The organism is Bifidobacterium sp. FKU (assembly GCF_026016385.1).
GTDB classification, from domain to species: domain Bacteria; phylum Actinomycetota; class Actinomycetes; order Actinomycetales; family Bifidobacteriaceae; genus Bifidobacterium; species Bifidobacterium infantis.
The window spans coordinates 252,729-274,242 of record NZ_CP092888.1 but is presented as its reverse complement, the minus strand read 5'-3'; the positions used below and the strand labels follow the sequence as shown (position 1 = coordinate 274,242).

Here is a 21,514-nt window from a genome sequence, read left to right as displayed (position 1 = left end):
ACGGCATAGATATCTATTTATCGCTTTCACCATGGTACAGACAGTATTTGCGCTAGCAATCGTATACGGTCTTACTCTGATGATGGGAAGTCTCACCACCAGTCAGGCTGAGCAACTCTCTGCAGGTGTATGGCAGCTTGGTCTGGTGGCGGTGGGGTGCACTATTGCTCCGCAGCTATTATCGGAATCCATTTCCGAAGGATTACTTGAATATCAGCGTAATTTGCCGGTACCGAGGATTTGTCTCCTGATAGCTGACTTCATTATCTGGATTGCGGTGTCCATTCCGGGTGTCGTTGCCGGATTCGTTGCCTCAACAATGAAATTTGGACTCATACAGATGGCGACCTCAAATTTAGTCATGATGTTACTTCTCTGTGCATTGGGGAACCTGTCATTGGGGTACATGTTGGCTATATGGCTACCTTGCGGTGGAGTAACGGTTGTCGGTCAGCTAATCATGCTAGCAACAATGCTGTTCGCACCGATTCTATACCCGTCCGACAAATTACCATCAATAATTCTTACCATTCATGATTGGATGCCCTTCGTACCGATGCACCGAATGCTCACCGATGCCGCATTCCCCGGCAGCAACATAAGCCATTCGATTGATTTATTCGTAGTCTTCGCATGGTGTCTTACCGGCGTGGCCGGTTGCCTTGCGGGATTATCCAAAAGGAGATGAAATGAAATCACTGTCGGCAACTCTCTACTGCAACAGGGTGTCGAAAACTATCGACGGGAAACCGGTCCTGAACGACATATCATTCAGCGCGTATCCCGGAGAAACCATCGCCCTGATCGGCCCGAACGGGGCCGGTAAGACCACGCTGCTCAAAACCTTGGGTGGCCTGATCGCCCCCGACCAAGGTGAAACTAATATCCGCGGCCGTATCATGAACCCCGAGAACCGCGACATGCTATTGAGACAGGTCGGCATGCTGATCGGCATTCCCGTCTTCGAGCGAGGCATGAGCGTACGGGCCATCCTCCACAAGCATCTAGCGTTCATGCGATGCGACTGGTCCCCCGACGAAACAATGGAACGGGTCGGCTTGGCCTCCATGGGGGATTTACCGGCCGATACCTTGTCCATGGGCAACCGCATGCGCCTTGCACTGGCAACGGCCCTGGCGCATCATCCCACGCTCCTGCTCCTGGATGAGCCGATGAACGGGTTAGACCCCACGGGTATGAAGCTGTTTTGCCGCATCATCCGGGAAGAGAACAAACGAGGAGTCACGGCCATCATCAGTGCGCACATGCTCGCCCAACTCGAAACCATCGGAGACCAGGTCATCGTCATCAATCACGGTTCCGTCAAAGCGCAACATGCCATGAGCGACATCAGCGATCTGGAATCCTACTATTTCCGCCACACTCAGGACTAACACAAACAACCAAGGAGCATGTCCCATGCTGGATGTCTACCGCATCGAACGACAATACACCTCGTATAGGTTCTACCTGTTTCTACTGGCCGCCACTCTTATCGGCAGCTCGCTGTCGCTGCTGTTCTTCAGGATCGTGGGTATCGCCCGAGTCGATCATCTCGGTTTCCTGGTTTCCGACTTAACGGTGGCCGTGACCTGCGCGGTCGCCACCGCCGGCTGCTCCATCGCCTCAACTGCCCACTACGCCCGTATCATCATTCCGGCCTACTCCGGCACGGGCCGCGTAATCACCTATGCATGGCCCTGCGGCAGAGCCCCATTGTTCTTGGTGAAAAACGCGATGATCTGGTCCGGCACGTTCCTCGCCACATGGGCAGGCATGTCGGCGCCCCTGATTCCCTACGCACTATTGACCGGAGACGGTTCCCGTCTCCCCGCATTGGCAAGCATGATGGTCGAAGCTCTCGGCGTTGCCATACTATCCGCCAGCGTAAGCGTCATCAGCGGGCTGATTGGACTGCTGCGAGGCTCGGGCGTCACCGCAATCGTAGCGGCAATCATCCTCGGCTCCATAGCCGCCAACGGCTTTGCCAACAGCGACGCCAAAGGCTGGACGGTTGTCATCGAAATCGGAACCTGCCTCGTTTTTGCGATTACGGCGCTCTGCTCAACAATCAACAAAGCTCGACATATCACGAAAGAAGACGTAATTTGACCAATGCACATCCCCAGAAAAAGTAAGGCTTATGCTGTTTTCGTGGGTTAGATTGCGGGTTGTGGCAGTCGGATGTCGAGTCCGCCGCATCTGAGCATGACCAGGCCGATGAGGTTGGTGACGTGGTGGAAGCCGTAGGCCATGCGGATGGCGACCTTGATCCCGTTGTTGAACGCCTCGAGCCCCGCGTTCGAACAGCCCGGGTGAACCGGCCGCCGGGCTCCGCCCCCCGGCGCCGATGCGACGACCACGCCGCACATGGGGCAGTCGACGCGCGGCATCATGGCGGCCGGCCCCACCCTCCAGCAGCCGAGATCCCGGTGCCGCCAACGGCCCAACGGGGGATCAGAAATTCGACCGAAGAAGATGTATCTCGCCGCTAAAGAACTCGGCGTAACCATTAGCGATCTGACCGACGATACCTACTATCGCCAGGACGAGGATTTCATCAGCAGAATTAAGCCGGAAAACAAAAAGACCCCGGCCGATAATCGACCGGAGCCTTCCGAACTGTGCCCCCGCAGGGATTCGAACCCTGGACACGCTGATTAAGAGTCAGCTGCTCTAACCAACTGAGCTACAGGGGCTTGGTTAGATGTTGAAGTGTTCCTTGCAACAGGTGTTAAATATACTCAGATTTGAAGCGGATGCAACTCTCGGCGTGTCGCGCCTATTTCCAGCGTTTTTAAACACCAATACAAAAATCCCCCATGCGGCGCGAACCGCACGGGGGATGATGCTTAAGCTCAGACTCTTGGTCTGTGTGATTCCAGCACTAGGCCGGAATGACTCACTCGGCCACGACCTTCACGAAGAAGGAAGCGGTGATCTCCGGGTGGAGGGCCACCTTGGCGGGGAAATCGCCGGTGGTCTTGATGGTCTCGACCTCGATGGCCTTCGGGTTCACCGCGGCCTTGTCGGACAGAGCGATGGCGATGGCCTCGTTGGAGATACCACCGAACAGCTTGCCGGACTCGGACACCTTGGCGGCGATCTCGACGGTGGTGCCCTCGATGGCGGCCTTGGCGGCGACGGCGTCCTCGCGGGTGGCGACGGCCTTGGCCAGACGAGCGCGCTTCATAGCGGTGATCTGAGCCTCAGCACCCTTGGTCCACGCGAAAGCGAGGCCCTGCGGGAACAGGTAGTTGCGGGCGTAGCCGGCCTTCACGTCGACAACGTCACCGGAGTGGCCCAGGTTGGCCACGGTCTTGGTGAGAATAACCTTGGTTTCAGCCATTGTTCAAAGCCTCCCTAACTCAGCGACCCGAGGTGGCGTACGGCAGCAGGGCCATCTCGCGGGCGTTCTTGATCGCCTTGGACAGCTCACGCTGCTCCTGCACGGTCACGCCGGTGATACGACGGGAACGAATCTTGCCGCGATCGGAAATGAACTTGCGCAGCAGCGCGACGTCCTTGTAATCGATCTCGGTGACCTTGGCGGCCTTCAGCGGGTTCGGCTTCTTCTTGAACGGCTTGACCGGCGGTTGCGGCCTCTTACGTGACATGATGTTCTCCTTATAAATCTTGATATTGATTGCTGCTGGCAGCGGGGAGGTAAGTACTGATCAGAACTCCGGGTCGGAATCGTCGCCGCCGCCGAAATCGGAGGAAGCGCCGAACGTGGAGAAGCTACCGGCATCAGATGCACCGGCATTGCTCCACGGGTCGGCCGCAGGAGCGGACGGGTTGGCGGGAGCGGCAGGCTGCTGGGAGTATCCAGCGCCACCACCCTGATAGCCACCGTTGTAACCGCCCTGGCCACCGGCATAACCACCTTGGCCACCCTGGTTGCCATAGCCCTGATTGGGCTGCTGACCACCCTGGAGACCACCGGAACGACCCTGGAAGCCGCCCTGACCGGACGACTGGCGGGTCACCTGTGCGGTGGCATAACGCAGGGAGGGCCCGATTTCATCGAGCTGCATCTCCACGACGGTTCGCTGGGAACCATCCTGTGCCTGATAGGAACGCTGCTGGAGGCGGCCGGTGGCAATCACGCGCATGCCCTTCTTCAGGGACTGGACGCAGTGGTCGGCCAGATCACGCCAAGCGGAGCACCTCATGAACAGCGCCTGACCATCCTCGAACTGGTTGGTCTGACGATTCCAGGTTCGCGGGGTAGAAGCAATCGTGAAGCTCGCCACGGTCGCGCCGCTGCCAATAGTGCGCAGCTCGGGGTCCGCAGTGAGGTTGCCCACGATGGTGATGACGGTTTCGCCTGCCATAACGGTCCTTCTTACTTACCTTGAATACCAGCTGTTCAGCTGGCTAAACGCTTGATTCAGCCCTTACGAAGGATCTTCGTACGGATCACGGATTCGTTGAGGTTCAGAACACGGTCGAGCTCATCGCTGGTAGCGGGCTCGGCGGTGTACTTCACCACGACGTAGTTGCCTTCGGTCTTACCGGCAATCTCATAGGCGAGCTTGCGACGGCCCCAGTAATCGGGCTCATCGAAAGAGCCGCCTTCCTTGGTGACGAGTTCCAGATACTGCTCGGTCAGCTTCTTCAGACCGCGCTCATCCAGCTCAGGATCGGCGATGAACATCAGTTCGTACTTGTGCGCAGACATCACCCACCTCCTTCGGACTATTCGGCCACGGACGTTCCGTGGCAGGAGTGTGTATGCGTGTTAATCATAGGGCGATGCAGATGCACTTCACCCTGTGAGCAACTTACCCATCTTATGGTCAGGGCGGGACAGTGCCGCATGTTCATCAACGATTGCAGCACTCTTACAACACAGCCCCACTTCACGGCACGCGCTGCGGTGGGGTGCTAGTACACTGGTTAAGGCTAAAAACACTGCAACACAAAAGGATGCGAAAGCATGTCGGCGATTCTTGAAGGCACTCCGGATAAACGACTCGTATTGGTCACGGGCCGCGCCTACCCCGAGCTAGCTGAGAAGGTGGCCGAATGCTTGGGAACCGAAATCCTCGAAACCACGTCCTATGACTTTGCCAATGGCGAGATGTACGTGCGTTTCACCGAACCGGTGCGTGGTGCGGACGTGTTCGTGCTGCAGTGTCATTCGGGCGATATCAACAAGTGGATCATGGAACAGCTCATCATGATCGACGCTTTGAAGCGCGCCTCCGCCAAGTCGATTACCGTGGTGGTGCCCTTCCTCGGCTACTCGCGCCAGGATAAGAAGCACCGCGGTCGTGAGCCCATCACCGCCCGTCTGATTTTCGATCTGTTCCACGCCGCCGGTGCCGACCGCATTATGACGGTCGATCTGCACGCCGCTCAGGAGCAGGGTTTCTTCGATGGTCCGGTCGATCATCTAACCGCCATGCCGGTGCTGCTCGATTACGTGCGTTCCACCCTTGATCTGGGCAACACCACCATCGTGTCCCCGGATGCCGGCCGTATCAAGGTGTCCGAACAGTGGGCCGCCAAGCTAGGCAATCTGCCGCTGGCGTTCATCCACAAACAGCGTGATATCACCCGCCCGAACCATGCCGAGGCACATGGCATTATCGGCGATGTCGACGGCCGCGACTGCGTGGTCATCGACGACATGGTCGATACCGCCGGTACTATCTGCGAAGCCGTGCGCACACTGAACGAATCCGGCGCCAAGTCGGTGACCTTGGTCGCCACTCATGGCTTGCTTTCCGGCCCGGCCGTGGAACGACTGGCCAACTGTGGCGCGCATGAAATCGTGTTTATGGACACCGTGCCGATTCCTGAAGAGAAGCGCCTGCCGAATATGACCGTGCTGTCTTGCGCACCGCTGCTGGCCGCGGGTATTCGCTCCGTGTTCGAGGAAGGTTCTGTGGCGATTCTGCTCGACGGCCTGCCCGAAGACATGCGCCCGCGCAATATCTATGCGTGATTGATACGCCGAAAATCCTTACGAAAAAAACGCCGCTTGACTATTGGTCAAGCGGCGTTTTTTTCGTATAGCTCCAATCAGATGAAAGCGCGCTCGCCGAAGATGGCGGTGCCGACGCGCACGATGGTGGAGCCTTCTTCGATGGCGTAGGCCATGTCGTGGGTCATGCCCATTGACAGTTCGGTGCAGTCGGCCGTGCCTTCGGCACCGGAGGCAAGAATCTGGTCACGAGTGCGGCGCAGATGCGCGAAGCCCGCACGAATCGTGCGCTCATCATCCACATGGGCACCAATAGTCATCAATCCCTGCAAGCGCAGTCCGCCCATCGCACCGATGCGCTGAGCCAAGTCGATGGCGTGGCTGGGTGCGCAGCCGGACTTCGATTCCTCGCCGGATTCGTTCACCTCCAGCAACACGCCGACCGTGATGCCGCGCATGGTGGCGCGGCGGGCGATCTTCTCCGCCAGTTCGATGGAATCCACGGATTCGATGGTGTCCACCGCCGGCAACACCTTGCCGATTTTATTGGCTTGCAACTGGCCGATGAGATGGAACGGGACATGTCGTCCGGCCCCGGCCAAGGTGTCATCGCCCGAAGCGGCGTCGCGGACCACGCCTAGCGCATACCCTCGTTCGGCCAGACGCTTCGCCAGGCCCGGGGCCTTGACGGTGACCTCCTGGGGACGGTTCTCGCCGATGCAGCGCACGCCGGCGTCGATCGCGGCCAGGATCTCACCCACGTCACGGGTCTTGGTGGCGGCCAGCAGCCGCACCGACCCGCTCCTGCGACCGGCGACGGCCTCGGCCTCGGCGATACGGTCGAGCACCCGATGCACGCCATCGGCGATCTCATTCGCGCGCCCGCGCTCGATGACCTCGTTCGTCAGGTCCTTATGCTCCATGTATGCCGTCATTGCTGTTCTCCCCGGTGAATCGACATTCCATCATACCCATACGGGAAGGCGTTGCGCCGGCGCCTCATCGCTTCCTGGTCTTGCGGCCCTTTAAGTAGATGTCGATGACGATCCATACGCCGAGGGCGAAGGCCACGACGTAGCCCATGAAGCCGATGACCGGAATGCCGAAGATAATCGGCTTCATGCCGGCGTAGTAGACAATCGACGAGCCAACGAACAAACCGACCACAATCAGGGCCATCGTCAGACGATTCACCATATCCGAAAGCAGCTGGAACGGCTCTTCGGAGCCGACCAGTTCCATGTTGACGCGCAACTGACCACGGGTCAGCATACGGGCCACGGTCTTGAGTTCGGTCATGGTGCCGAGCGTGGCATGCAAAGCCTGATGCCCCTCAACGCCCAGCGACTTGATCTCGTCTTTGGTGGCGTTCTTCAGCGATTTCGACGTGGCGATATGGTCGGAAATGATTTCGATCATATTCACATCAGGAATGAACTCGTCCAGTAAGCCTTCGAGCGTAACCAACGCGCGGCCGACGGTGGTCACCGTACTGGGCACCTCGATGTTGTGGCGGCCGGCCATCTGCGTCAGTGCGGTCAGGAAAGCGGCAATGTCCAGTTCGGCCAGATCCACGGTGCCGAATTCCTTGACGATCACGTCCAGATCGGCCAATAGCGCGGGATAGTCCTCCGGATCGGCCTCGGTGCCGGCAAATCGCAGCAGCCCCTCGGCCAGAGCGGGCGAATCCTGTTTGGCGACGGCGAAAATCATTTCTTTGAGGACTGCACGGGTGCGCTGGTCGAGCCGACCGGTCATACCGAGGTCGATAAGTATGATCTGGCCGCCCCGGATGAGGATATTGCCGGGATGTGGGTCGGCGTGGAAGAAGCCGTCGTCGAGAATCTGTGTGGCGTAATTGTCGACGAGCTTGGTGCCGATCTCCTTCAAGTCATAACCGGCGTCGATGAGCTGGCCCGGGTGGGAGACGGAGATGCCGTCGATGTACTCCATGACCACCACATGCTCGGTGCACAGTTCGGCGTACACCGTCGGGCAGTCCATGTATTTGAATCGGGCGGCGAAACGCTTGAATTCGGCGAGATTGCGGGCCTCGATCAGAAAGTCAGTCTCCGATTCGAAGGTGTCCCACAGCTCCTCGACCACGCCCTTCAAGTCCACGATCTGTGAGGTGCGAATCACCTTAGTGGCGGCCTTGGCTATGGAGCGCATGATGGAGACGTCCTGGGCCATGATTTCGCGCACACCCGGGCGCTGCACTTTAATGGCCACATCTTCGCCGGTTTTCAGCGTGGCGCGATGCACTTGCGCCAGTGAAGCAGAGCCCAACGGCTTGGGGTCGATATGCGCGAACACCTCGTCGGCGGGACGCCCGTATTCGGCGGCAAGCACATCCAACACCGTGGAATACGGCATTGGGTCGGCGTCGGCGCGCAGTTTGGCGAGTTCGTCGCAGAAGCTTTGCGGCAGAATCTCGGAGCGCATCGACAGAATCTGGCCCACTTTGACGAACGTGGGACCGAGCGCCTCGAACATGAGGCGCATCTTGACCGGAGTCAGGCCGTGCAGCACGTCGAATTGCTTGACGATTCTGGTGATCTGCCCCAGTCGTTTGATCTTGCCACGGCGCGTCAGATGGTAGCGCGTGGCGAAATCGTTCCTGCGTCCGAACAGTGCCAGCGTTTCGTCGGATACGCTCGGAGTCGCCTTGGTAACGGTCTGCTTGAGCGTGTCCGACGTGTCGACGGACCGGTTCGCCGCCGCCTCACGTTCGGCTTTCGCAGGCGTCAGAATAGGGTCGACCCTGCTGGAAAGCGGGGTCGACTCTGATTCCGGCGTAGTGCGTGTGGGCTTGGTCACTCGGCCTTGCCCTCGTCAGCGGGCTTGTCGGCGGCACTGGTGTCGGCTGCGGCAGCAGCTTTGTCGCCGGCTTCGGCGGCGGCCTTCTTGACGTCATCCACCGTCTCGCTCACCTTGCGCTTGAGCTCGGTGTTCAGCGCCTTGCCCTGCTCGACCGTAATCTCACCCTTCTTGACGAGTTCGTCGACGAGCTCGCTGCTCTTCTCATATCCGGTAGCAAGGGCTCCGATGCCCGCCAGCAGGACCTTGCGCAGGCCATCACCCAAAAGATTAAAATCAGCCATGATACCCCTCCTTCGAGGTCCGACATGGCCTGGTGCCATGTCTCGTACCACCAAGCCTAGCGCAAACAACAGGGCAATGTACTAGACCCTCAGACTGATTTCGACTGATTTTTCGCTGATTGGTACTTACCGAGGACTCACCGAGAATTCACCGAGGACGTTCGGCGGCAGCCTTGCGCGCGTTGGTGGCTACTTGATCGATCCGGGCGAGCTCCTTGGCTTGTTCGGGGGCCTGATCGGACGTATCGAACGTACCGTAACGACGAGTCACGGCGGTTTCGATAAGGAAATCGCTGATGGCGGGGTTTTTAGGCAGCAACGAGCCGTGCATGTAGGTGCCGATCACGTTGTGCACGCGCGCGCCCTCGGTATGATCTTCGCCATTGTTGCCTCGGCTGTCCTGATCGACGGTGCCGAGTGGCTGAACGCCTTCGCGCAGGAAGGTCTGGCCGGAGTGGTTCTCGTAGCCAATCACATCGCCGAACTGGTCGGAATGCTCAACAAGATTGCCGATCATACGCACGTTCTGGCCCACGGTATAAGCACCGATAACGCCGATGCCATCCAGACGGGTGCCGTCCACGGTCTCGAAATACTCGCCGAACAGCTGGTACAGGCCGCAGATCATCAGCATCGGCGTACCGTCTGCGGCAAGCGAGCGCAGCAGGTCGGCGCGATGGTAGAAGTCGTCGATGATTTTCTTCTGGCCGGTGTCTTGGCCGCCGCCTCCCAGAATAAGGTCCACCTGGTCGGGCCAGTCGTCGCCTTGATTGTACTGGTGGACGACCGGTTCGTAACCGTACAGTTCCAGCCGGCGGCGGATAGTCAGCACGTTGCCGGAATCGCCGTAGATGTTCATGTCTTTGGGATACAGGGACACCACATCGATTATTCTGGCCATGTCACGTTCTCCTTGTCGATGTCTTCCCGCTAAGGGGAAGTCTTATTCCTCACCATGTCCTCCCGCAGGCGGGAGGTGGCGCGCGGGCGCTAGAGGATAGTTACTTGCCCACGCCAGCGTCCCGTACTTCGGTGATGCGGCCCAGTACGGCGCGGGTTTTGAGCATGGCGGTGTAGGTGCAGTAGATGTGCTTGCGTGTGCCGGGATTGGCGTTGACGAATGCGGTGACGGCCTGTTCGAGGTCGGTGTTCGTATCGGCGACTGGCACTTGGTCATATCCCAAGCGCAGTGCCATGTCCCAGGCGCGCACGCCGGAGACCATGGCGACACCGGACGCGCGCAAAGAGGTGAAGTCCACGTCCCATAGCCAGCTCATGTCGCGGCCGTCGGCATATTCGTCGTTGATGGCGATCATGGTGTCCGCGTTGGCCGGGTCGAAGCTGGCGAGCGAGAGGCGGAAGCCCATCGGGTTCTTGACCAGCAGCAGTTCGACCGGGGAACCGTTGACGTCGATGACCTCGCCACGGCCGAAAGCCGGCGTGACGCGGGAAACGGCGGCGATGAGCTCGTCGGCGGACACGGCGCAGGCGTTGGCTGCGGCGGTGGCCTTGGATGCGGCGGCATTGTCCTGCATCACCGCACGTACCACGGCGAGCGCGGCGGCCGCGTTGTACAAGTTGTAGACGCCTTCAAGTTTGACGTCGGTGGCGTAGTCCTGGCCGTCCATCTGGAAGGTGGCCTTGTGGTCGCCCACGGCGGTAAGTGTCACGTCAGCGGGGAGTTCTGCCGTGTCTGCGGCAGCTTCCCTCTCCGAGGGGAGCTGTCCGCGAAGCGGACTGAGGGGAGTACTGACTGAAGGGAGCGGCCCGGCCACACCTTCCACCGACACGGTCGTGGCCATATCGTCATCGGACGGGAAATAGTGGCGCAAATCGTCGGCGAGGCCGAAGTATCGCACTGTGGTGCCAGCCGGGGCCTTTGCGGCGAGCGCGGCGATACGCGGGTCCTCACGGTTCAGTACCACAGTGCCGGTAGTCGCCGCAGCCACATGGCTGAGCAGTTTGGCCGTGGTGTCGATTTCACCGAATCGGTCAAGCTGATCGCGCATCACGTTGAGCAATAGGGTATAACGGGGCTTGACCTGCTTGACGAAGTGGACGGCGTACGCCTCATCGAGCTCAAGTACGGCGATGTCCGCGTCCAATTTGCCGCCGAGCGTGACTTCGGTAAGCAGTGCGGAAACCACGCCGCGCACGAAGTTCGAGCCGGTCGGATTGGTGAACACCTTCAATCCCAGATCGGAGAGCATCGAGGCGACCATGCGGGTGGTGGTGGTCTTGCCGTTCGTGCCGGACACCAATACCACGCCAAGCGGCAACTGCCCGAGCGTACGGGTCAGGAAGCCAGGGTCAATCTTTTCTACGACTTTGCCGGGCAAAGCCGAACCGCCATGTTTGGTGACGCGGGATGCAAACCGCACGAAGCGGCCTGCGGCCACGGTGGCGAACGCATACCACGGTTTGCGGGCCTGTGCCACGGACGATTGGTCTTGCGGAACATCGCGTGAAACGTTGTTTGCCATCCTCACACCCCCTGATTGCTGTTGTAGTCCTGCGGCATGTCCTTGAATTTGGACGTGGCACCGAGGAAGGCGAGGTGGAAGGTTTCGGTCGGGCCGTTACGGTGCTTGGCCATGATGATGTCGGCCTCGCCGGGGCGGTCCTCCTTGTCGTAGAAGTCCGGGCGGTGGACCAGGAACACCACGTCGGCGTCCTGTTCGATTGAGCCGGATTCACGCAAATCGGAGAGCTGCGGCTTCTTGTCGTTACGCATTTCCGGGCCACGGTTCAGCTGGGACAAGGCCACAACCGGCACTTCGAGTTCCTTGGCCAAGAGCTTCAGGGCACGGGAGAATTCGGATACCTCTTGCTGGCGGGATTCCACGGCCTTGCCCGAGGTCATGAGCTGCAGGTAGTCGATGACCACGAGCTTCAGATCGTTGGTCTGCTTCAGGCGACGGCATTTCGCGCGGATCTCCATGAGGCTCATGTTCGGGCTGTCGTCAATGAACAGTGGCGCGTTCTGCATCTTGGTCCAGAACTGGTTCAGGGTGTTCCAGCGTTCGGGGGTGATGTCGTCGGCGCGGCGCAGGGCGGCCATCGGAATATTGGTTTCGGCGGAAATGATGCGCTGGGCGAGTTCCACCTTGCTCATCTCCAAGCTGAAGACCACGGAAGTCATGTTGTGGTGCAACGCGGCGGCTCGGGCGAAGTCGATGCCGAGTGTGGACTTGCCCATGGCCGGACGTCCTGCGACGACAACCATCTGTCCGGGCTGCAGGCCCTGGGTCACGTCGTCGATGTCGCGGAATCCGGTCGGCACGCCCTTGTTGACGAGACCCTGCTGCAGTTTGTCCAGCTGGTCGAGCGCATCGTGGACCACCGGGCCGATGGCGGCATAGTCCTGACGCACCTTGCCCATCGACATCTCGTAGATCTCGGACTGGGCGAGGTTAACCACGTCCTCGGCCTGCGACCCCTCGGCGGAATAACCGAGCTGGGCGATTTTGGTGCCGGCGGCGATCACATTGCGCAAAATGGCCCGCTGATGGACGATTTCCGCGTAGTACATGGCATTGGCGGCGGTCGGTACGGATGCGACGAGGCTGTGCAGATAGTCCGCGCCGCCGACCTTGTCGAGGTTGCCATCCGCCAACAGCTGGTTGGCCACGAGCACCACGTCCACCGGCTGACTGGCGGAAAACAGATCGATGATCGCGTTATAGATCGTCTGATGCTTGGGCTGGTAGAAATCGGTGACGTCAATGGTCTGCGAGACCTCGCCGATGGCATCCTTACTCATCAGCATGCCGCCGAGCACGGCCATTTCCGCGTCGTCATCATGCGGGGGCACACGGTCGAAAATCGGGTCGCCGGCCGCCGCCGACGTCTGTGCGCCGCCCCGGCCCGCGCGGTCGCCACGATCGCCACGATCCAAGCCACCGCCGAACCCATTCTGATACGAGTGTTCACTTCCTTCTGCCATAGCTTTCAAGTATAGGATGTGGCGTGGCAGGTGAACGATATCGCGTGGAAACGAAACGGCTGCCCGCATCGGTTCATTTCTCATTCACCTATGAGTCAGCGCCGCGACACGCAGAAAGCAAAATGTGGATAGAAAAATAAGTTATCCACATTTTGGGGATAATTCTGGGGATAATCCACTAAGTTATCCACATACTGGGGATAACTTAGTGGATAGTCTGGGGATAACATTCCGCGCCCACAACAGGTGCTTGCGCAACGTGGTCAGGCGTGATATGCGTGTGAGCGTGCACATAGACTCTTCCGACGCCAAAGCCACCAGTTCCGGCGATACTACACGCCGCGATGGCTTCGGCACCCCGCATGCCGGCGCAAACACAAACGTCAGCAACGGCCCGACCGACGCCCGCTCCATCAACCGCCGGATCGTGGCGCTGGCCCTGCCGACCTTCGGCCAGCTCATCGCCGAACCGACCTTCATCCTTATCGACACAGCCATCGTCGGCCATATCGGGGATGCGGCGTTGGCCGGCCTGTCAATCGGCTCCACCATCATCCTCACGGCAGTCGGACTATGCATATTCCTGGCCTACTCGACCACTGCGCAGGTGGCGCACCTGCTGGGAGCTGGTCGTCGTCGCGAGGGACTGCAGGCAGGCATTGACGGCCTGTGGCTGGCCTTGAGTATCGGCACCGTGCTGGGATTGGGATTGTTCGCGGCTGCCGAGCCATTATGCCGAGCACTGGGCGGTCAGGGCGAAGTATTGGAACAAGCCGTGACCTATACGCGCGCAATCGTGCTGGGCGCGCCAGGCATGCTGATGGTATATGCGGCGAACGGCATTTTCCGAGGTTTGCAGAAGGTTCGTATCACGCTGATCGCTGCGGTGGGCGGCGCGGTGGTGAACACGGTGCTTGATGTGTTGTTCGTTATTGTGCTGAATTGGGGCATTGCCGGCTCCGGAGTGGCGACGCTGGTGGCTCAGTGGTTCATGGGGCTGTTCCTGGTAATCCCCGCCATTCTGTGGTCCCGGGCGGATGGTGCGAGTCTGCGGCCTCGTTTGGCCGGTATTGCGGCAGCCGGGGGCGACGGACTGCCATTGTTCATTCGCACATTGGCGATTCGTGCGGCCATGGTGACTACGGTCGCCTGTGCCGCGCGCATGGGTACTGCCGTGTTGGCCGGGTTTCAGGCTGTGAACTCCTCTTGGAATTTTGCGATGAACATGCTGGATTCCGTGGGCATCGCCGGCCAGACGCTGGTGGCCACAACGCTGGGCGCTGGCAGCGTGCAGCAGGCGCGGCGGCTGACGCGGGCGACCGGGCGTGCGGGACTGGTCACCGGCGCGGTAATCGGCACGGCTTTTGCGGTAGTCGGCCTGTTCGCCGGGCACTTCTTCTCCCCTACGCCACATATTCAGACGCTGATTGCCATCGGCATGGTGACGATGGGCATCTTCTTCCCGCTACAAGGCTGGATGATGGCAATCGACGGCGTTCTTATCGGCGCGCGCGACTACCGCTATCTGGCCGTCACATGCACGCTGACCGCCGTGGTGTATGTGACGCTCATACTCATACTGGCCAATATGGTGACGCCGGCGCTGACGAGCGACCTGATGCGTACCGCCGTACTCTGGGCCGCGTTCAACGTGGTGCTCATGGGCGGGCGCGGCCTGTCCAACGGGCTGCGCATGCGTTCGGACGCATGGATGAAGTAGGTATCGGCCGCGCAAAGCGCTGGGCGATTCCGTTTACATCGCGGCGCGGGCGGCGGAATACATGCCGCGCACGATTTGTTCGCGCCACTTGGACCAGCCGTATTGCTTGGTGATGGTCTCACCGGCGGTGGCACCGAGCGAGGAGCCGTCGGCCCGGGTCAGGTCGAACAGCATATCCAACAGCATCTTGTCGTGGTGCAAACGGTCGGCCAACTCCTCCGCCACGGCCGGATCATAAGGGTCCTTACCCGTGGCAAATTCGGATAGCGTCAGATGCTCACGCACCAGCACGGCGGCCCAGTCGACGATGTCCGGCGCGTAGCCCATACGCTTGAGAATCACCGGCACATGGCGGGCACCCTCGGCGGCGTGATCGGCCACGAACGCGCGCTTGCCGATGTCATGGGTAATACCGGCCAACAGCAACGCCTTGAAATGATCGTCATCGTACCGTCCACCGGACGGTGTCTCGCGCCCCAGACGCGACGTGACCTCCACCATATGCCGATCGATGGTGTATCGGTGGGCGGCCGAGGCGGACGGACGGTTGCGGACGCCGAGCCATTCCGGCATCCATCGACCCGGAATGTCCACGAAGTCGATGCTCTCCCACACTTCCATAAGATTCGGCCCGCATGCAAGCAGACGAATAAACAGCTCGCGCGATTCGTCATCCCACTGGTTGTCGTGAATCGGGCAGTGCTTCAGATTAACCAAGGTAGACGGGTTGATGGGCAAACCGAATTCGCCGGCCGCCACGGCCATACGCGATGCCAGCTTGGCATCCTTGGCAGGCTCGGCACCGGGCGCCAACACCAATTCGCCTTCGTGCTTGGCCACGCCGGGAGCCACCACGTCGAATTGCGGGGCTTCGCGCTTGCCGCCAGAACGCTGAGAGAACATCTGGAAGAACGCGAATCGCGGCTTTTCGTGGGTCAGCGAATGTTCGGCGCGGGATGCGGTGGAATCAAGCGAGAAGGAGATGCGCCGGCCGATACGGGCAAGCAGTGTCTGCAAATCGTCGATCGAGTAGGCGGCACGCTCGTTTTCGGGCCAAGTCGGATCGGCGAGGCCAAGCATGACAGCTACTTTGGCCTGATAGGGCGTCAGCATCAGGTTGGTGTCCTTGCCGGCCACCAGATGGATGCAGTCGCGTACGTCGAGCAGACGTTCCACGGCTTCGTCGTAGATGCCGTGCGGGCGGTCGGCCAGCCATGAGGCGGCGAGCGCGGAGACGAGCACCGCATCGCGCAAACCCCCACGGGCCTCCTTGATGTCGGGCTGATTGACGTATTGGAGCCGGCCGAATTCGTCGAGTCGGGCTTTGGCGGAGTCGAGCAGTTCTGGCAGGCGCTTGCGGGCGGCCTTGCGCCAGCGTTCGAGGATGGATGTGGCGGTGGTGGTGATCAGAGCGGTGTCGCCGGCGATGGGCTTCACGTCCAGCCAGCCCATGGCGGCGGGAAGGTCATGGTCGGTGACTTCCTCGCATTGGGCGCGCGTGCGGATGGAGTGGTCGAGGTCCAGACCGCTGTCCCATAGCGGGTACCAGAGTTTGTTGGCCAACTCGTTGAGCTGCTGGTCGTTCAACGTGCGAGGCTCGTAGATGATGACCAGGTCGAGGTCGGAGCTGGGGCCCAGTTGGCCACGTGCCAGCGAGCCTACCGCGGCGAAGCCGATGCCGGAGTCGGGCACAGGGAAAGAGACATCCTTGCAGGCCGCATTCCACAGCTCCGTGAGGCATTGCATGGCCAATTCCGTGCGAGCTTTGCGCTTGGTCGCACCATTCCGGTAGACGCCGTCGTCATCCGGCTGGCTCATATCCATGAATCGTTGTTTCAAGCCATCGACTGCTGAAGTCATTGCTTCATCTTTCATTGCCAAAAAGGTCCCCGCACGGCGTCAATTCGCGGCGAGCGGGGACCTTTCCTATGCAGTCCATCCCCTTCTAGGCATGGACGTCTGTGTTATCAGATCGCGGCGGAACCGGTCTCACCGGTACGCACACGGGCCACGGAGTCCAGCGGAGCGACCCACACCTTGCCGTCACCGATGGTGCCGGTGCCGGCGGACTTGATGATCACACCGACCAGCGTCTCGGCATCCGCGTCATCGGACAGCACTTCAACGCGAATCTTCGGAATCAGGTCCACGGTGTACTCAGCGCCACGGTAGACCTCGGTGTGGCCGCGCTGGCGGCCGTAGCCGTTGGCCTCGGACACGGTCAGACCGTGCACGCCGGCGGCCGCGAGGGCCTCCTTGACATCGTCGAGCTTATGAGGCTGAATGATAGCGGTGATCAGCTTCATTTCACTTCACCTCCTTGAGGACGGAGCTGGCAGTACCAGCAAAATCGTAAGCACGTTCGCCCTGGTCGGCAAGGTCGATGCCGCCGACTTCCTGGGCCTCGGTGACGCGCCAACCAATGGTCTTCTCCAGAGCGAAGGCGATGATCGCGGTGATCACCGCGGAGTAGAGGATGGCGACGAGAGCGATGACCAGCTGGACGACGAGCTGACGCCAGTCGCCACCAGCCAGCAGACCGGTGCCTTCGCCGAAGAAGCCAACGAGAATGGTGCCGGTGAAACCACCCACGCCATGTACGCCGACGACGTCGAGGGAGTCATCGTAACCGAACTTGAACTTGAGACCGCAAGCCAGGCAGGTCAGAACACCCGCGATGGCACCCATCACGATGGCCCACAGCGGAGAAACCACATCGGCGGCCGGGGTGATGGCGACCAGGCCGGCGACCATACCCGAAGCGGCACCCATTGCGGTGTAGTGGCCGGAGCGAATCTTCTCGGTGAAGCCCCACGAAAGCATTGCGGCGGCGGTAGCGGCGGAAGTGGAAACCCAAGCATAACCAGCGGTACCGTTGGCGGCGAAGGCGGAACCAGCGTTGAAGCCGAACCAGCCGAACCACAGCAGGAAGGCGCCGAGCATCACGAACGGCACGTTGTGCGGGCGGAACGGCTGAGTGCCGAAGCCCTTACGCTTGCCGATGATGAGAACGATAATCAGGGCGGCGACTGCGGCGTTGATGTGCACCACGGTACCACCTGCGAAATCGTGGGCGGCCGCGCCGATGGCCTTGGAGATGGCGCCGTCAGCAGACAGCAGACCACCGTTCCAGACCATGTGGGCCATAGGAGCGTAGTCGAAGGTAACCCACAGCGCCACGAAGATCATCCAGGTGCTGTACTTCACACGCTCGGCGATGGCGCCACAGATCAGGCCTACGGTAATCATCGCGAAGGCGACCTGGAAGGCGACGTCCACAGAAACCGGGTAGTTGTTGCCGTTCAGACCGGTGGCGGTGAACACGCCGTCCTGCGCGACCATGGAGTCCTTCAGCAGGAAGCCGCTGGCCGGGTCGCCGAAGATGCCTCCGATGTCGGAACCGGCGTATGCGATGGACCAACCCCACAAAGTCCAGATAATCATAGTGACCGACAGCGCGGCCGCCTCAAGCATCAGCATGTTCAGTACGGCCTTGGCGCGAACCATACCACCGTAGAAGAACGCCACACCAGGCGTCATGAGGAAAACCAAGGACGCGGATGTCAGAATCCATGCGGTGTTACCGGAATCAATCGCTCCCATGTCTACCTCCCTCTCTTTCGTTCATGGCACCGGGGGCTTTGTGCGGCCGGCGTCTTATTTGTCTCTACAATGCCGTCCCCCTTATGGGGGCTAACAGTTTGTCAGTTAAAGCCGGTCTCGTTTTGGTTTCGTTACGCCAAGTTACGCGATTGTTAAGCGTGGCTGGAAGCGTACGTGCGACCGCTCGAGGAAATTTTGGCGCGATTCCAACGGATATGACGAAGCCACGACCATGTTTCGAGCATGATTCGGGGCTTGGTTTATAGGTAAGTCGCGCGTTTTGCGCTCTCACAACGTGGACGTTGGCTTACGCGAGAATGCCGTCCACGAAACCTTCAGGATCGAAAGGTGCCAAATCGTCCGGACCTTCGCCCAGACCGACGAGCTTGACCGGCACGCCGAGCTCCTTCTGCACGCTGATCACGATGCCGCCCTTGGCGGAGCCATCGAGCTTGGAAAGCACCACACCGGTAATGCCGATGGCTTCGGCGAACACCTTGGCCTGGGCCATGCCGTTTTGGCCGGTGGTGGCGTCGAGCACGAGCAGCACCTCGTCCACCGGCAGGTTCTTTTCGGTGACGCGGCGAATCTTGCCGAGCTCATCCATCAGGTTCGACTTGTTCTGCAGTCGGCCGGCGGTGTCGATGATGAGCACGTCCGCGTTCGCTTCCTTGGCCTTGGCACTGGCCTCGAATGCGACGGACGCCGGATCGGCGCCGTCCTTGTCGGAGCGGACGACAGGCACATTGACGCGTGCGCCCCAGGTTTCCAACTGGTCGGCGGCCGCCGCGCGGAAGGTATCGGCGGCGCCCAACATGACCTGCTTGCCTTCGGAAACAAGCAGGCGGGAAAGCTTGCCCGCGGTGGTGGTTTTGCCGGTGCCGTTCACACCGACCATGATGACGACGCTCGGCTTGTTTGCGCCGTCCTTGTCGGCGTTGAGCCGGCGGTCGACGTCAGTGCCGACGAGCTTCAACAGTTTGTCTTTCAGCGCGGCACGCACTTCGGCCGGATCGGACTGGCCTGCGATTCGGGCGTCGTTGCGTAGTTCCTCGACGAGCTGTTCGCTGGCTTCCGCGCCAACATCGGCAAGCAGAAGGGTGTCTTCGACGTCTTCCCAATCGGCTGCGGAGAGCTGATCCTTCGCAAGAATGTTGAACAGGGCCTTGCCGAACGGATTGCCGGATTTCGACAGCCGCGCCTTAAGACGCTGCATGCGTGTGCCGGCGGATTCGGGGGTGTCATGAACCGGTTCGGGCTTGGCTTCGGTGGCTGGTGCAGGAGCCGCCGTTTCGGAAGAGGAAGCTTGAGCTGAGGACTTCTGCTGACTTTCAGCCGGAGCTTTTTCAGCTGCATCAACATTGGAATCAACGGACGGCTTCACCGTGGAAGAATCAGATGCGGCCGACTCCGCTTCCGCAGCAAGACGGGCATCGGCCTTGGCTTTCGCGGCTTCGGTGGACTTGGCCACGGCAGCCTTGCGGCTCTTGCCGAACCACCATCCGCCGATCACCAGAATTGCCGCGATGACGGCGACGGCGACAATCGCAATAATCACATTCGTATCCATGGCTCCAGCCTAAGAAGCGCAACGGACACACCGGCTCCGCCCCGCGGACGCACCACGAATGTCCGATTCGCCAGGGGGATAAGGTGCTCTGCCATGCAAGGCATCGATAATGCGATTTTGACTTCGATACATCTGGTGACGTTTTTATAGATCATGAAGAGTGATTCTTTTGTCTTCCGCTGTCTGCTTTGAAGGACCGCTTCCTTTCTTTAGGGAATTTGTGTAGCGAATCAGACTCCTCGCGATGAGGAAGACCAGAACGAATACGGCGATTACGCCTAGGATCTTAATCAATAATACGATCAATACTGCGATCCATGTCCAGCTCATGATTCATCCTTTCTCTTTCTGTACTCGTCTATGAGTATTCGAGCCGTGTCGACGTCGTATCTATCGTCAATGGCGAGACTCTTCACCAAGAGGATGAATGGATCCTCCGTCTCGTTGTCGTTCAACCGTATTTTTTCGATAAGCCTGTCAAGCCGGATCCTCATGGTCGGGTAGGAGACTTGATACAGCTGGGACATTTGCTTCAGAGATCCTGACGATAGCACGAAGTTCTTGATGAAGGCCAAATCCTCCTCCGCAAGGTTGGCCAACCATTCTGGTAGACGGTCCACATCACCCCCTTTAATAAAATTTATTATTTATTGAATATATTAAAGCTGCAATGAAGCATTGTCAATATGACACACATGCCCGATTCACCAGAATCGGACGATACGTGGAGGCGGACGGTCAAGGAGCTATCCACGGGGCGTGAAAAACTGGACAGCATGGCCAATACATCCAGAATGACGTCGTATCAGCGGCGCGAGCAGCTCATCGAAATCGGTCGTTCGCTGTTCGCGTCGAAGGGTTTTGAAGCAGTGAGCGTGGAGGAGATCGCCGCCACCGCAAAAGTGTCGAAACCCATCGTCTACGAGCATTTCGGAGGCAAGGAGGGCCTGTACGCCGTGGTGGTGGACCGCGAAATGCGCGCATTGACCGGCACGCTCACCAGCGCGTTGGATGATCCGACCGTGCACCCACGCCAGATCGTGGAACGCACCGCACTCGCACTGCTCACCTATATCGAAGAGGACGCCGAGGGATTCCAGGTACTGGCGCGCGACTCGCCCAGCACCGAACCGTCCGGCTCGTTCAGCTCACTGCTGGGAGACATCGCCGTGCGCGTCGAAGACATCCTTTCCGAAACGTTCAAACGGCAGAAACTCTCCACCAAAGGCGTGCCGTACTATGCGCAGATGCTGGTGGGCATGACCGTGTTCACCGGCCAATACTGGGCGGACCGCCCGAAGGTGAACAAGGAGCAGTTGGCCGCATATATCGTGGATCTGGCATGGCATGGGCTGAGCCGGCTCGACTCCAAACCCCAACTGCTCTTCGAAGGTGCCAAGGCACGCAAGGAGGCCAGGCACCGGGCCAAACGCCTGGCCGATTCCGACGGCGCCGACCAGGGCCGGTCGAATGAAGTCCGGACGGATCCCGGTCAGGGTACCGGCGAGGATTCGGAATCGCGAGACGCGGGTTCGGCGGCGCAGACCGCACACCGCCCCGCCGGGCCGGGAGACGAAGTGCTACGGTTTGAACAGGAAACTGAACGCAACGACTGAATATGTGAGGACGAAAGACT

The 21,514-nt window shown here is 59.9% G+C and carries 22 protein-coding genes and 1 tRNA gene; 6 read left to right on the top strand and 17 right to left on the bottom strand.

The annotated features are described in order from the left end of the window. The first annotated feature begins 79 nt into the window (after positions 1-79). From MMB48_RS01235 to MMB48_RS01225, 3 genes are read left to right on the top strand one after another with little or no spacing between them, the layout of a single operon-like run. Entirely contained in the window at positions 80-688 is a 609-nt protein-coding gene (locus MMB48_RS01235) for an ABC transporter permease (protein ID WP_228429005.1), read from the top strand. A gap of 1 nt (position 689) precedes the next feature. Further along, the gene (locus tag MMB48_RS01230; RefSeq protein ID WP_032744905.1) at positions 690-1,394 is read left to right on the top strand and encodes an ABC transporter ATP-binding protein; all 705 of its coding nucleotides are present in this window, start codon (positions 690-692) and stop codon (positions 1,392-1,394) included. Positions 1,395-1,419: 25 nt separating this feature from the next. Continuing rightward, positions 1,420-2,112, top strand: coding sequence for a hypothetical protein (locus MMB48_RS01225; RefSeq protein WP_032744907.1), 693 nt, complete (start codon positions 1,420-1,422; stop codon positions 2,110-2,112). A gap of 47 nt (positions 2,113-2,159) precedes the next feature. On the opposite strand, the gene MMB48_RS01220 is transcribed toward MMB48_RS01225, so the two are convergent. The 6 genes from MMB48_RS01220 to rpsF all read right to left on the bottom strand — a co-directional run bounded on the left by MMB48_RS01220 (position 2,160) and on the right by rpsF (position 4,684). Beyond that, the gene (locus tag MMB48_RS01220; protein ID WP_003828118.1) at positions 2,160-2,396 is read right to left on the bottom strand and encodes a transposase; all 237 of its coding nucleotides are present in this window, start codon (positions 2,394-2,396) and stop codon (positions 2,160-2,162) included. Positions 2,397-2,625: 229 nt separating this feature from the next. Continuing rightward, positions 2,626-2,699, bottom strand: a tRNA-Lys gene (locus MMB48_RS01215). Positions 2,700-2,902: 203 nt separating this feature from the next. Then, positions 2,903-3,349, bottom strand: coding sequence for a 50S ribosomal protein L9 (gene rplI, locus MMB48_RS01210; protein WP_032683268.1), 447 nt, complete (start codon positions 3,347-3,349; stop codon positions 2,903-2,905). Positions 3,350-3,368: 19 nt separating this feature from the next. Beyond that, positions 3,369-3,617, bottom strand: a complete 249-nt coding sequence (gene rpsR / locus MMB48_RS01205) for a 30S ribosomal protein S18 (RefSeq protein ID WP_007051545.1) — start codon at positions 3,615-3,617, stop codon at positions 3,369-3,371. Between the two features lie 60 nt (positions 3,618-3,677). Next, positions 3,678-4,337 (bottom strand): single-stranded DNA-binding protein, encoded by a 660-nt coding sequence (locus MMB48_RS01200; RefSeq protein WP_032744909.1) that lies wholly within the window; start codon positions 4,335-4,337, stop codon positions 3,678-3,680. 56 nt (positions 4,338-4,393) lie between these two features. Further along, positions 4,394-4,684 (bottom strand): 30S ribosomal protein S6, encoded by a 291-nt coding sequence (gene rpsF, locus MMB48_RS01195; RefSeq protein ID WP_003828111.1) that lies wholly within the window; start codon positions 4,682-4,684, stop codon positions 4,394-4,396. A gap of 258 nt (positions 4,685-4,942) precedes the next feature. Between rpsF and MMB48_RS01190 the strand changes: the two genes are divergently transcribed. Next, on the top strand, positions 4,943-5,956 hold the full coding sequence (locus MMB48_RS01190) for a ribose-phosphate diphosphokinase (protein WP_032744911.1): 1,014 nt from the start codon (positions 4,943-4,945) through the stop codon (positions 5,954-5,956). Between the two features lie 77 nt (positions 5,957-6,033). Here the strand turns inward: MMB48_RS01190 and MMB48_RS01185 are convergent, their stop codons facing one another. From MMB48_RS01185 to dnaB, 6 genes are all read right to left on the bottom strand, one after another. Then, positions 6,034-6,870 carry a YggS family pyridoxal phosphate-dependent enzyme gene (locus MMB48_RS01185; RefSeq protein WP_032744913.1) on the bottom strand — a complete coding sequence of 279 codons (837 nt, stop codon included), beginning with the start codon at positions 6,868-6,870 and terminating at the stop codon, positions 6,034-6,036. A 64-nt stretch (positions 6,871-6,934) separates the two neighbouring features. Further along, positions 6,935-8,755 (bottom strand): ABC1 kinase family protein, encoded by a 1,821-nt coding sequence (locus MMB48_RS01180; protein WP_032744914.1) that lies wholly within the window; start codon positions 8,753-8,755, stop codon positions 6,935-6,937. After that, the gene (locus MMB48_RS01175) at positions 8,752-9,039 is read right to left on the bottom strand and encodes a phasin family protein (protein WP_032744916.1); all 288 of its coding nucleotides are present in this window, start codon (positions 9,037-9,039) and stop codon (positions 8,752-8,754) included. Before MMB48_RS01175 ends, MMB48_RS01180 begins: the two co-directional genes overlap by 4 nt. A gap of 148 nt (positions 9,040-9,187) precedes the next feature. Then, positions 9,188-9,940, bottom strand: a complete 753-nt coding sequence (locus tag MMB48_RS01170) for a type 1 glutamine amidotransferase (protein ID WP_032744918.1) — start codon at positions 9,938-9,940, stop codon at positions 9,188-9,190. A gap of 100 nt (positions 9,941-10,040) precedes the next feature. Further along, on the bottom strand, positions 10,041-11,522 hold the full coding sequence (locus MMB48_RS01165; protein WP_032744919.1) for a Mur ligase family protein: 1,482 nt from the start codon (positions 11,520-11,522) through the stop codon (positions 10,041-10,043). Positions 11,523-11,524: 2 nt separating this feature from the next. Then, a complete protein-coding gene (gene dnaB / locus MMB48_RS01160) occupies positions 11,525-13,054 on the bottom strand; it encodes a replicative DNA helicase (RefSeq protein ID WP_032744920.1) in 1,530 nt (509 codons plus the stop codon). Positions 13,055-13,259: 205 nt separating this feature from the next. Between dnaB and MMB48_RS01155 the strand changes: the two genes are divergently transcribed. After that, positions 13,260-14,705 carry an MATE family efflux transporter gene (locus tag MMB48_RS01155; RefSeq protein WP_032744921.1) on the top strand — a complete coding sequence of 482 codons (1,446 nt, stop codon included), beginning with the start codon at positions 13,260-13,262 and terminating at the stop codon, positions 14,703-14,705. A 33-nt stretch (positions 14,706-14,738) separates the two neighbouring features. Here MMB48_RS01155 and MMB48_RS01150 read toward each other — a convergent pair whose 3' ends face one another. From MMB48_RS01150 to MMB48_RS01130, 5 genes are all read right to left on the bottom strand, one after another. Further along, positions 14,739-16,565 carry a nucleotidyltransferase domain-containing protein gene (locus MMB48_RS01150; RefSeq protein WP_032744922.1) on the bottom strand — a complete coding sequence of 609 codons (1,827 nt, stop codon included), beginning with the start codon at positions 16,563-16,565 and terminating at the stop codon, positions 14,739-14,741. A gap of 107 nt (positions 16,566-16,672) precedes the next feature. Continuing rightward, complete coding sequence (locus MMB48_RS01145; RefSeq protein ID WP_007051565.1) at positions 16,673-17,011, bottom strand: P-II family nitrogen regulator; 339 nt, start codon at positions 17,009-17,011, stop codon at positions 16,673-16,675. Position 17,012: 1 nt separating this feature from the next. Beyond that, on the bottom strand, positions 17,013-18,308 hold the full coding sequence (locus MMB48_RS01140) for an ammonium transporter (protein WP_015438322.1): 1,296 nt from the start codon (positions 18,306-18,308) through the stop codon (positions 17,013-17,015). Between the two features lie 307 nt (positions 18,309-18,615). After that, the gene (ftsY, locus tag MMB48_RS01135) at positions 18,616-19,878 is read right to left on the bottom strand and encodes a signal recognition particle-docking protein FtsY (RefSeq protein WP_032744923.1); all 1,263 of its coding nucleotides are present in this window, start codon (positions 19,876-19,878) and stop codon (positions 18,616-18,618) included. Between the two features lie 326 nt (positions 19,879-20,204). Then, positions 20,205-20,498: a DUF2089 family protein gene (locus tag MMB48_RS01130; protein ID WP_012576670.1), complete on the bottom strand. Its 294-nt coding sequence runs from the start codon at positions 20,496-20,498 to the stop codon at positions 20,205-20,207. A gap of 174 nt (positions 20,499-20,672) precedes the next feature. On the opposite strand from MMB48_RS01130, the gene MMB48_RS01125 reads away from it, so the two are divergent. Continuing rightward, entirely contained in the window at positions 20,673-21,494 is an 822-nt protein-coding gene (locus tag MMB48_RS01125) for a TetR/AcrR family transcriptional regulator (protein ID WP_168928625.1), read from the top strand. Positions 21,495-21,514 lie beyond the last annotated feature (20 nt).